Source organism: Mycobacterium sp. (genome assembly GCF_049280035.1).
Lineage (GTDB): Bacteria > Actinomycetota > Actinomycetes > Mycobacteriales > Mycobacteriaceae > Mycobacterium.
The window spans coordinates 1-11,526 of the sequence record NZ_JBAPPI010000362.1; the positions used below are offsets into that span (position 1 = coordinate 1).

Here is an 11,526-nt window from a genome sequence, read left to right on the forward strand (position 1 = left end):
GCGATGCCCGACGACGGCACGCACGTCGCCGCCAGTCCGCCCGCGATCAGCATCGCCACCAGAACTAGGCGCATGCGCTGCACCCCATGAGCGCACAATCGTAGACATGCAACTCACGCATTTCGGCCATTCGTGCGTACTCGCCGAGTTCGGCCACACCATCCTGCTGTTCGATCCGGGTACTTTTTCGCACGGTTTCGAGGGCATCACTGGTCTGTCGGCGATTGTGATCACCCATCAGCATCCCGACCACGTCGACGCCGCCCGACTGCCGGCGTTGCTGGACGCAAATCCAGATGCCGCACTCTACGCCGACTCGCAGACCACCGAGCAGCTTGACGTGCCGTGTCAGCGGGTGCAGGTCGGCGACGAGCTGTCAGTTGGTGAGCTGACCATCCGCGCACTCGGTGGACAGCACGCCGTCATCCATCCCGAAATCCCAGTGATAACCAACATTTCATATTTAGTCGGTGACGGCGAGCACCCCGCTCGGTTCATGCACCCCGGTGATGCGTTATTCGTCCCGGACGAGCCGATAGACGTGCTGGCCGCTCCGGCGGCAGCGCCGTGGATGAAGGTGTCCGAAGCCGTCGACTACCTACGGGCGGTTGCGCCGGCGCGGGCGGTGCCGATCCACCAGGGCATCATCGCTCCGGACGCCCGCGGCATTTATTACGGCCGGCTCAGTGAGATGACCAGCACCGACTTCCAAGTGCTGCCCGAAGAAAGCGCGGTCACCTTCTAGGCGATGTCGCTTGCGGCACCGCGGCCGGCGGCGCGGCCCGAGAAGATGCACCCGCCCAGGAACGTTCCCTCCAGGGCGCGGTAACCGTGTACACCACCGCCGCCGAAACCGGCTACCTCGCCGGCCGCGTAAAGCCCGTCGAGCGGAGTCCCGTCGGCCTTGAGCACCCGTGAGTCCAAGTCGGTCTCTAACCCGCCCAACGTCTTTCGGGTCAGGATATGCAACTTGACCGCGATCAACGGTCCGGCCTTGGGATCCGCCAAGCGGTGCGGAGCGACCACTCGGCCCAGGCGATCACCCAGATAACCACGGGCAGCACGGATCGCGGTGATCTGGCCGTCCTTGGTGAAACGGTTGACCACCTCACGATCGCGCGCGGTGACCTCTTCGGCCACCGTCGCGTAGTCCAGCGGCAGTACGTCGGGCAGTTTATTCATCGCAGTTACCAACTCGCGCAATGAGTCTGCACTGACGAAGTCGACGCCCCGATCGACGAAGGCCTGCACCGGGCCCGGCGGGCCCGACCGGGCCCGCGACGACAGCAGCTGGCGGACGCTGCGCCCGGTCAGGTCGGGGTTTTGTTCCTGACCGGACAACGCAAATTCCTTCTCGATGACCTTGGCGTTCAACACAAACCAGGTGTAGTCGGAGCCCGACTTTGCGATGTACTCCAGCGTGCCGAGCGTGTCGAACCCTGGATACAGCGGGACCGGCAGCCGCTTGCCCTTGGCGTCCAACCACAGCGACGACGGCCCTGGGATGATCCGGATGCCGTGCAGCGGCCAGATCGGGTCGTAGTTGGTGATGCCCTCGGTGTAGTGCCACATCCGGTCGCGGTTGATCACCCGGGCGCCAGCCTTCTCGGTGATCGCGATCATCCGGCCGTCGACGTGGGCGGGCACGCCGCTGAGTAGTTGGTCGGGCACCCGGCCCATCCGCTTCGGCCAATTGGCCCGCACCATTTCGTGATTGCCGCCGATGCCGCCGCTGGTGACGATCACCGCCGGAGCATGAAACTCGAACTGCGCAACAGCCTTTCGTGATGACGGAACACCGCGCGGTTCCGATGAGGGTTCCAGGACGGTGCCCCGAACCCCGGTCACCGCGCCGCCCTCGATGATCAGCTCGTCCACCTGGTGGCGGTGCGCGAAACGCACCTTCGGCTGGTCCCGCAACCGCCGCGCGAACATTTCCACCAGAGCCGGCCCGGTTCCCCAGGTGATGTGAAAGCGGGGCACCGAGTTGCCGTGCCCCTGCGCGTCGTAGCCGCCGCGTTCGGCCCACCCCACCAGCGGGAAAATCTGGAGGCCCCTGGCACGCAGCCAGCTGCGTTTCTCTCCGGCGGCGAAATCGACGTAAGCATGTGCCCATTGGCGCGGCCAATAGTCTTCTTGTCGGTCGAAGGCCGCGGTGCCGAGCCAATCCTGTAGAGCGAGTTCGTGACTGTCGTGAACGCCCAGGCGGCGCTGCTCGGGGCTGTCGACGAAGAACAATCCCCCGAACGACCAGAATGCCTGCCCGCCGAGGTTGGCGCTGTTCTCCTGATCGAGAATCAGCACCCGCATACCGCGGTCCACCACCTCGCAGGCTGCCACCAGGCCGGCCAGGCCCGCCCCGACGATGATGACGTCAGCGGTCGGCCCCGCCGACCCAGCTGCGGTATCGCTCATGGCGCTACACAGTAGCGACCCGAGCCGTCAGGCTGCGTCGAGAACCGTCTGAACGGCCCGCCACCGGTACACGGTAGGCGCACAGGCCTGCAGCAATGCCAGGTCCACCGCGTCCAGCATCGCTTGCAGTGGGCCGGGTTTGCGCAGGTGATGGGCCGCGACCGCAACTCGGACGATGCCGTCGCGGCGGCCCACGCGCTCAGCGGAGAGCACCAACATCCGGCACCACCACGGCTCGGCCAGGAAACCTTCTCCGATGCCTAACACTCGTGCCCGCGTGGTCGTCTGCCGGACCAAGTCGGTGATTCCGTGCAGATCAGCCAGCAGTCGAAAACCATTGTGTGGCAGCGCCTTAACCGTTCCGGGCGACGCTGTCCAACCCGGCGGCGCGAACAGCCGGGTGCGCAGTCCGAGGTGCTCGAGCACTCGGTCGGCGGCCATAATTCGCAGGTTGGCCTCATGGGCGGGCAGCGCCGCGAACTCGCCACGCCGTTTCTTGGTGGCGGCCTGGTCATAGCCGTTCAACAGGATTGCGTCACCGGCCGCCCGCCGGCTGGCCAGCCACTCGACGGTGTGCGGGTCACGGTCGAGCCGGTAGCCGCCCTTGAGCCGTGGGGCCACCAGCAACGACACCGGCACCGCTCGGGCGTCCATCTGTGCGCAGAACGCCGCCACGTCGTCCAACGTCCGTTCACAGACCCCGGAGACCGAAACGATCAACTTCCCAGACACACCACAATTTTGACGATGCCAGGTGTCCAAATGGTGACATACACACGGACAGAAGACGTCGATCCGGCCCTGCGACCAGCTAATTCGGCAGCACAGCCTCGATCGCGGCGATAACCTCCGGCGCGTCGGGCACCGTCCGTGGACGAAATCGGTTGACTACCTTGCCACCGGGAGCAATCAGAAACTTCTCGAAGTTCCACTGCACGTCACCGGCCTCGCCGACGGCGTCGGGCGTCTTGGTCAGTTCCTGGTAAAGCCGGTGCCGGCCAGGCCCGTTGACCTCGGCTTTGGCTAACAGCGGGAACGTCACACCGTAAGTGGTGGAACAGAAGGTCTGGATTTCTTCGGCGGTGCCGGGCTCTTGACCCATGAATTGATTGCACGGAACCCCAAGGACCGTGAGCCCGCGGTCACCGTAGTTCTTCGCGAGCTGTTCCAGCGCAGCGTACTGCGGTGTCAGGCCGCACTTGGACGCCACGTTGACCACTAAGACCGCGTGGTCGCTGTAGTCGGCCAGTGACGTCGGACGGCCATCCAGTGTGGTCAAAGCGATCTCGGTCACAGTCATACCCGCCCACGCTACCCCGATCGCACCCAGCGCAAAGTATGTTGGTTAGCTAGCTAGTTTCTCGTTAGTGTGGGGATCATGGTCTCTCCCGCGGCGCCGTCGACCGCCAACAGCGAACCGGCCGCCGGCGACCTGCCTGACTACCCGGATGCTCTCGACGCCGGCCTGCTGCGCATCGCCGGCGTCTGCATTTTCGCCTCGGTTATGGCGATCCTGGACGCCACGGTCGTCAGCGTGGCACAGCGCACGTTCATCGGGGAGTTCGGATCCACTCAGGCCGTCGTCGCGTGGACGATGACGGGTTACACGCTCGCGCAGGCCAGCGTGATCCCGCTGGCCGGTTGGGCCTCCGACAGGTTCGGCACCAAACGGCTGTTCTTGGGCGCGGTTTTGTGGTTCACCTTGGCGTCGCTGCTGTGCTCGATGGCGTCAAATATCAACGAACTCATCGCCTTTCGAGTGATACAGGGACTCGGCGGCGGGATCCTGGTGCCGTTGACGTTGATCATCTTGACGCGCGAGGCCGGTCCGCGGCGGCTCGGCCGGTTGATGGCAGTGCTGGGTATCCCGATGCTTCTTGGCCCGATGTGCGGGCCGGTCCTCGGCGGGTGGCTGATCGGCGCCTACGGCTGGCAATGGATTTTCCGAATCAACCTGCCACTCGGCGTGATCGTGCTCATCCTCGCCGCGGTGGTGTTCCACAAGGATCGCCCGACACCGTCGGAGACGTTTGACTTCGTCGGAATGCTCCTGCTGTCGCCCGGGTTGGCGACACTGCTGTTCGGGATTTCTTCGGTTCCGCGGCACGGCACGTTCACCGACATCCATGTGTGGATACCGGCGCTCATCGGGATGACCTTGATCGCGGCGTTTGTTCTGCACGCGCTGTCCCGTGCCGAGCATCCACTGATCGACCTGCGGCTGTTCGAGAATCGGGCGGTGACGCTGGCCAACTCGGCAATGTTCGTGTTCTCCGTCGGGTTCTTCGGCGCCGTCCTGGTGTTTCCCAGTTATCTCCAACAGCTGCTGCATCAGACGCCGCTGCAGTCCGGGCTTCATCTGATCCCGCAAGGACTTGGCGCAATGCTGACAATGCCGCTAGCCGGGACCTTGATGGACAAACGCGGACCCCGCAATGTCCTGCTGGTGGGGATCACGCTAATCAGTACCGGACTGACCGTATTCGCCTATGGCGCTTGGAAACAAGCTGACTATCTGCCGATTCTGCTGGTGGGACTGATCATTACCGGCGTTGGCCTGGGCTGCACCATGACGCCGCTTGCGGGATCGGCGGTGCAGACCTTGGCGCCCCACCAGGTGGCGCGCGGGTCGACGCTGCTCAGTGTCAATCAGCACGTCGCCGCTTCGGTCGGCACCGCATTGATGTCGGTTATTTTGACCAGTCAATTCAACCGCAGCGAAAGCATCACTACCGCAGAGAAACTCGGGATCCTACGAGGAAAACTTGGGAAACACGGTCCGCCGGCGCCGTCTCACCACGAGGTCTCCCCCGATTTCACCATCCGGCTGATGCACGACCTCACACACGCCTACACACTGGTCATCGTGGTGTCGATCGTCATTGTTGCGTTGGCACTTGTGCCAGTCGCGTTCCTGCCCAACAAGCCACCGCCGGCGGGCAAGCGCCAGACGCCGGTGCCGGCGTACTAGTTGCGCGCTACTCCTCGAAGAGCATCCTCGCGATCCGTTCGACGGTAGCCATCGGATCGGTCGCCTTTAGCCGGGCGTTCACCGCGTCATTGAGCCATAGCATCGAAAACCCATGCACCAGTGACCAAGCCGCCAGCTCGGCACCGGCCGGATCCGCTTTCGCGTGCTGGTCCGGCAGCGACGCCACACCCCGAGACAACTCGGTGCCGGCAGCCGCTTTTGCGGCGGCCAGTTCCAGGTTTGACGGATCGACCAACGACGTGTCGAACATCACTCGATAGTGGCCCGGATGCTCGAGGGCGAACCGCACGTACGCCAGCGCGGCATCGAGGAACCGGGGCCCGGCATCGGCGAGGGCCGCGGCCAACAACTCGAACCCCTGGGCGGCCAGCGCGGTGAATAGGCCGCGCCGATCACTGAAGTGATGCGCCGGGGCTGCGTGTGACACCCCGGCTTCGCGCGCCAGCTCGCGCAACGACACCCGGTCGGCGCCGAGGTCGGAAACAAGGCGTGCGGCCTCGGTCAGGATCGCGGCCCGCAGATCCCCGTGATGGTAGGTCGGGCGACTCATAACGCCACCATAACCGACGAACTTGACAGTGGCTAGTTCTAATCGTAGGCTCGACCGACAGAACTTGTCACTGTCTAGATTGGAGATTGGAAATGGCTCCGTTGATCACGTTGTTGGCGGGCAGCATCGTTGCCCGGCTCGCGGGTTGGGCCGGTGCCGTGTATGTCGACAACTGGGTCAAAGCGATCGCCGTCGGGCTTGCCGCGATGTTCGTTCTGACCGGTGTCGCGCACTTCGCCCCGCCACTCCGCGCTGCGCTGATTGCGATCGTGCCCGCGCAGCTACCGGCAGCCGGCCTGCTGGTGACCGTCACCGGCGTGCTGGAACTCCTTGGCGCGGCAGGTCTGTTGATTCCGGCCACTCGGGTCGCCGCGGCCGTTTGCCTGCTGCTGCTGATGGTGGCAATGTTCCCGGCCAACATCTATGCGGCGCGGATGCCTAATCCGCCCAAGTCGATGACGACGCAGCTACCCCTGCGCACCGCTGAGGAGATCATCTACCTGGCCGCTGCCGTAGTGGTCGCGATCGGCGGCTGCTAACAGCCAGGCATACTGGTAGGCCACCTCTTTCCAGCGTTCGTAACGCCCGCTGATTCCACCATGGCCGGCGGTCATCTGGGTCTTCAACAGCACCGGATTACCGTCGGTTTTGGTGTGCCGCAACGCTGCTACCCATTTCGCCGGTTCGACGTAGTAGACCCTGGTGTCGTGCAGCGAGGTCATCGCAAGGATCGGCGGATACTTCTGGGCGCCGACGTTCTCATACGGCGAATACGACTTCATATAGTGATAAACATCGCTGTCGCTCAACGGGTTTCCCCATTCGTCCCACTCGGTGACTGTCAGCGGCAGCGACGGGTCCAGAATTGTCGTGAGCGGGTCGACGAACGGGACCTGCGCCAGGATTCCGGCGAAAAGATCGGGGGCCATGTTGGCGACTGCGCCCATCAGCAGCCCACCTGCGCTGCCGCCAAGTGCCACCAGCTGCTCCGGTCGGGTCAGTCCGGAGTCCACCAGATGGTTCGCGACCGTGACGAAGTCGGTGAAGGTGTTCTTCTTCTCCAACAGCTTGCCGTGCTCGTACCACGGCCGACCCATCTCGCCGCCCCCGCGCACATGCGCAACGACGAACGTCATGCCGCGGTCCAGCAGCGACAGCCGAGCGATGGAGAACCGTGGATCCTCGCAAATCTCGTACGCACCGTAGCCGTAAACGAGTGCCGGAGCGGGAAATTCGACGTTGGCACGGTGCACGATTGAGATCGGAATCCGGGCTCCGTCAGAGCCGTACGCCCAATCGCGGCGTTCGACATAGTCCTCGCGCCGGTAGTCGCCGAGCACCGGCTGCTCGCGCAACAGGGTGCGCTCGCCGGTGACGAGATCCAGGTCGTAGATCCGTACCGGAGTGACAAACGATCCCGCACCGATCCGGAGCTTCGGTGAGTCCCAATTCGGGTTGGCGCCCAGGCCGGCCGACATCAGCTCGGAGTCGAACGAGATCTCCTCAGGCCGTCCGTAGCTGGCGCCGTCGATGGGCCACAGCTCAATTCGCGGCAATGCCTCACCGCGGTAGCTGACCACCAGATGGCCGGCGAAGGCGTCGACACCGTCCAGTCGCACGTCGTCGCGGTGCTCGATCAGCGTGCGCTGCGCGGTCGGGTCATCGGCAGGTGCCTCCACCAGGGTGAAGTTGACCGCGCCGTCGTTGTGCAGGATCAAAAACCGGTCCTGCCCGTCGACGATTGCGTGTTCCACCGAATACTCGACGCCGTCGCGCCGTGGCAACACGGTGACGAACTCGGCATGCGGATCCGCGGCGTCCGCGTAGCGGACCTCTGAGGTAATCGCCGACGCCGACACGATCAACACATACGCGTCGCTGCGGGTCCGGCCCACCGCAAGCCAGAACCGCTCATCGGCTTCGTGATAAACCTTCTCCGCGGGCAGACCCGAGGCGAGGCGGTGTCGCCACACCGTTTCGGGGCGCCACGCCGCGTCGACCGTGACGTAGTAGACGGTTCGATTGTCGGTGGCCCAGGTCGCTCCGGCGCCGATGCCGACGATCTCGTCCGGGTATTGCTCACCGGTGCGAAGATCCCTGAACCGCAACGTATAACGCTCGTCGCCGACCACGTCGACGGAGTACGCCAGCACATTGCCGTCGGGGCTGATGCTGGCAGCGCCCAGTGAGAAGTAGTCGTGCCCCTTGGCTTCGACGTTCTCGTCGAGCAAAATCTGCTCACCCGGGATCTCGGTGTGCTCGTCGAAGATCGGCGGGTTCCAGTCGGTCGGATCAATCACCGGACACCGGCATTGGACACCATATTGCTTGCCTTCAAAGCTGCGGGCGTAATACCACCAATCGTCGCGCCGGATCGGCACCGACAGGTCGGTCTCTTTGGTGCGTGCTTTGATCTCGTCGAAAATCGTCTGCCGCAACGGCTCGAGAGGGGCGGTCGCCTGGTCGGCGTAGTCGTTCTCTGCTTCCAGATGTGCGATCACTTCTGGACTGGACTTGTCGCGCAGCCATTCGTACGGGTCGACGAATACGTCGCCGTGAAATTCCCGTCGGCTCTCCACCCGCTTGGCGACGGGTGGTGGCGGTAGGTTGCTCATGCCCCCGGCCCGATCCAGTCGTCGAAGCGCAGCCCGGAAATCCGTTCGTATGCCTCGACGTAACGGTCACGGGTGGCGTCGATGATGCTCTCGGGCAGCGGCGGCGGAGGCTTGGATCCCGAGCGGTCCCAGCCAGAGTCGGGGCCGGTCAGCCAGTTACGGACGAACTGCTTGTCGAAACTGGCCTGCACCATGCCGGCGCGGTAATCGGCGGCCGGCCAGTACCGCGACGAATCTGGTGTGAAGATTTCGTCGGCCAGCACCAAGTTGTCGTGCGCGTCGATACCGAACTCGAATTTGGTGTCTGCGATGATGATTCCTCTTCTCAGCGCGTGGTCGGCCGCCTGTATATAGGTCTGGATAGTGCGATCGCGCAACTGATTAGCACGGACCCCACCTACCATCTCGATCACCCGAGGGAACGAGATGTTCTCATCGTGTTGTCCCAGTTCGGCTTTCGTCGCCGGGGTGAATAGCGGCGAGGAGAACCTGCTGGCCTCGACCAAGCCCGGAGGTAACGAGATGCCACAGACCTTGCCGGTCTGCTGGTAATCCAGCAATCCGGAGCCGGTCAGGTAGCCGCGCGCGACGCACTCCACCGGAACCATCTTCAGCTCTCGCACCACCAGTGCGCGGCCAACGACCTCGTCCGGGATGCGCGGATCGTCCGGCGGACCGGCAAGGTGGTTGGGCGCCTCGACGAGGTCGAAGAAGAAAACGCTCATCGCCGTCAAAATCCGACCCTTGTCGGGAATCGTGCTGTCGAGTACATAGTCGAACGCTGAAATCCGGTCGGTCGCGACGAACAACAGGTGATCGGCGTCGATGCGGTAGAGCTCGCGGACCTTGCCGCTGGCTAGGTGCTGGTAGTCGGACAGAGCGGGACGCACCGGGACAGCCTAGCCGGGTGACGATGCAGGCCTGGAAGGCCTGAGGAGGAAGCCGGCAATCAGCCGGGCCGGGTGACGATGCAGGCCTGGAAGGCCTGAGGTGGGGGCACCTCCCGGTGTGTTGGGATCAAGCCTATGAAATCGCGGTTTCTCCCCTACGCCACTACTCCGGGCCGACTGTTGGCGCAGTTGACCAGTGATGTCGTCGTCGTCATCTGGACCTTTATCTGGGTCCTGGTTGGTCTGGCCGTCCACAGCGCAGTGTCGACGATCGCCGCAGTGGGTCGGCAGGTCGAAGGCGGCGCGGGTGGTGTCGCCGACAACCTGAAGTCGGCCGGCCATAGTGCCAATCGCATCCCACTGGTCGGTGACGCGGTCAGCGAGCCGCTCACCGCGGCCAGTAAGGCCGCCCTCGACATCGCCGGCGCCGGGCACAACCTGGACACCACCGCCTCCTGGCTGGCGGTGGTGCTGGCACTGGCCGTCGCTGCGCCGCCGACCCTCGCAATGGTGATGCCCTGGCTGGTATTGCGCATCCGGTTCTTCCGACGCAAGTGGACCGTGAGCACTCTGGCGACCACACCGGCCGGCGAACAGCTGCTAGCGCTGCGGGCGCTGGCCAACCGGCCGTTGCGCAGGCTGACCGCCGTCAGCCCCGACCCGGTCGGCGCGTGGCGCGTTGCGGATCCCGGCGCGATCCGACGGCTCGCCGCCCTCGAACTGCGCTCGGCGGGGATTGCCGTCAGGGCACGCTAACCGAGCAATTCCACGACCAGGTGCCGGATACCGGTATGGCGGTTGCTGCGAGTCCATTCCACCGGCCGCACGACTCGCACGGTGTGGAAACGCGACAGCAGCTCTTCGAACAGCACTCGCAGTTCCAGCCGGGCCAGATTGGCGCCTAGGCAATAGTGCACACCCTGACCGAAACCTAAGTGCGGGTTGGGCTTTCGGGCGATGTCAAATTCATCGGCGCAGTCGAACACGCTGGCGTCCCGGTTGGCCGAGCCTTCCCAGATCTGTACCTTTTGTCCCGCCTCGACCGACACGTCGCCCAGCGTGACGGTGCGGGTGGCGGTGCGCCGCTTGGAGGGCGACGGCGACGTCCACCTAACCATCTCCTCGACCGCCGTCGGCAGCATATCGAGATCCTCACGCAGTGCGCGCAATTGCTCCGGATGTTGCGCCAGCGCCAGCAGCCCACCGCCCACCGAGTTGCGCGTGGTCTCCGCACCGGCGCTGAACAGCAGACTGAAAAACAGATACAGCTCAAGATCCGACATGGCCGGCGCGGCTTCCCCTTCGAAGTCGTCCGGCTTTGCATTCGCGACCACCGATAACAGATCGTCGGTCGGCTCGGCACGCTTGGATGCGATCAGCTCCTGGCCGTATGAGTACATCCGCGACCCGGCCTCCTCGGCGGAGAGCTGCGACAACTGTGACATTGAAGCCGTACGTGCCTCGCCAAAGTCGAACTGGGGCTCGATGGCCTCGAAGAGCCAATGCCGTTCGGACTCCGGCACTCCCAGCAGGATGCAGATCATCTGCATCGGCAATTCGGCGGCGATGTCAACCAGAAAATCGAACGCTTCGCCCGGCACCACCGCGTCCAGCAGCCGACGCGTCCGGGCCCGAAGATCATCCTCGACGAGACGGATCATCCGCGGCGTCAGCCCGGAGCTGACCAGTCGCCGAATCTGCGAATGTCGCGGATCGTCCATCATATTGAGCACCTGGCCCGCGATGGCCAGGTCCTGTAACAGCGTGCCGCCGAACGGCCGGTCACCGCCGGTGACTGATGAGAAGGTCACCGGGTCCTTCAGCACCGCAAGCGTTTCCGCGTACGTTGCGACCGACCAGAAGCCTTCTGAATCGGGGGTGTGCTCGGTCGGCTCGTGCCAGTACACCGGTGCTTCTCGGCGGTGAACAGCGAACAGCTCGTGCGGAAATCCGTTGGCGAAGTTGTCCAGATCGGTGAAGTCGATTTCCGAGAGAGCGCCGGCGAGAGTCAAAGGATGGCACCCGGCGTGTACTTGGCCGCGTCCGGGTAGCGGCCAACTAGCG

The 11,526-nt window shown here is 64.3% G+C and carries 11 protein-coding genes; 4 read left to right on the forward strand and 7 right to left on the reverse strand.

Translation table 11 applies throughout. From position 1 onward, the window contains the following. Positions 1–106 precede the first annotated feature (106 nt). Positions 107–745, forward strand: coding sequence for an MBL fold metallo-hydrolase (locus WAN71_RS12140; RefSeq protein WP_422225561.1), 639 nt, complete (start codon positions 107–109; stop codon positions 743–745). Here WAN71_RS12140 and WAN71_RS12145 read toward each other — a convergent pair. The 3 genes from WAN71_RS12145 to WAN71_RS12155 all read right to left on the reverse strand — a co-directional run bounded on the left by WAN71_RS12145 (position 742) and on the right by WAN71_RS12155 (position 3,715). Beyond that, complete coding sequence (locus WAN71_RS12145) at positions 742–2,415, reverse strand: FAD-binding dehydrogenase (protein ID WP_422225562.1); 1,674 nt, start codon at positions 2,413–2,415, stop codon at positions 742–744. The two genes, WAN71_RS12140 and WAN71_RS12145, sit on opposite strands and share 4 nt — an antisense overlap. Before the next feature lie 27 nt (positions 2,416–2,442). Then, the gene (locus tag WAN71_RS12150) at positions 2,443–3,147 is read right to left on the reverse strand and encodes a DUF2334 domain-containing protein (protein ID WP_422225563.1); all 705 of its coding nucleotides are present in this window, start codon (positions 3,145–3,147) and stop codon (positions 2,443–2,445) included. A gap of 79 nt (positions 3,148–3,226) precedes the next feature. Then, positions 3,227–3,715 carry a glutathione peroxidase gene (locus tag WAN71_RS12155; RefSeq protein WP_422225564.1) on the reverse strand — a complete coding sequence of 163 codons (489 nt, stop codon included), beginning with the start codon at positions 3,713–3,715 and terminating at the stop codon, positions 3,227–3,229. A 78-nt stretch (positions 3,716–3,793) separates the two neighbouring features. Between WAN71_RS12155 and WAN71_RS12160 the strand changes: the two genes are divergently transcribed. Further along, positions 3,794–5,386, forward strand: coding sequence for a DHA2 family efflux MFS transporter permease subunit (locus tag WAN71_RS12160; RefSeq protein WP_422225565.1), 1,593 nt, complete (start codon positions 3,794–3,796; stop codon positions 5,384–5,386). A gap of 7 nt (positions 5,387–5,393) precedes the next feature. Here WAN71_RS12160 and WAN71_RS12165 read toward each other — a convergent pair whose 3' ends face one another. Next, entirely contained in the window at positions 5,394–5,957 is a 564-nt protein-coding gene (locus tag WAN71_RS12165) for a TetR/AcrR family transcriptional regulator (RefSeq protein WP_422225566.1), read from the reverse strand. 92 nt (positions 5,958–6,049) lie between these two features. Between WAN71_RS12165 and WAN71_RS12170 the strand changes: the two genes are divergently transcribed. Next, positions 6,050–6,496 carry a hypothetical protein gene (locus tag WAN71_RS12170; protein ID WP_422225567.1) on the forward strand — a complete coding sequence of 149 codons (447 nt, stop codon included), beginning with the start codon at positions 6,050–6,052 and terminating at the stop codon, positions 6,494–6,496. On the opposite strand, the gene WAN71_RS12175 is transcribed toward WAN71_RS12170, so the two are convergent. Beyond that, a complete protein-coding gene (locus WAN71_RS12175; RefSeq protein ID WP_422225568.1) occupies positions 6,425–8,572 on the reverse strand; it encodes a S9 family peptidase in 2,148 nt (715 codons plus the stop codon). The genes WAN71_RS12170 and WAN71_RS12175 overlap by 72 nt on opposite strands. Next, positions 8,569–9,462: a phosphoribosylaminoimidazolesuccinocarboxamide synthase gene (locus WAN71_RS12180; protein WP_422225569.1), complete on the reverse strand. Its 894-nt coding sequence runs from the start codon at positions 9,460–9,462 to the stop codon at positions 8,569–8,571. The genes WAN71_RS12175 and WAN71_RS12180 overlap by 4 nt, the downstream gene beginning before the upstream one ends. A gap of 135 nt (positions 9,463–9,597) precedes the next feature. Between WAN71_RS12180 and WAN71_RS12185 the strand changes: the two genes are divergently transcribed. Next, positions 9,598–10,218, forward strand: coding sequence for a hypothetical protein (locus tag WAN71_RS12185; protein WP_422225570.1), 621 nt, complete (start codon positions 9,598–9,600; stop codon positions 10,216–10,218). Here the strand turns inward: WAN71_RS12185 and WAN71_RS12190 are convergent. Then, the gene (locus WAN71_RS12190; protein WP_422225571.1) at positions 10,215–11,474 is read right to left on the reverse strand and encodes a cytochrome P450; all 1,260 of its coding nucleotides are present in this window, start codon (positions 11,472–11,474) and stop codon (positions 10,215–10,217) included. The two genes, WAN71_RS12185 and WAN71_RS12190, sit on opposite strands and share 4 nt — an antisense overlap. Between the last annotated feature and the right edge of the window lie 52 nt (positions 11,475–11,526).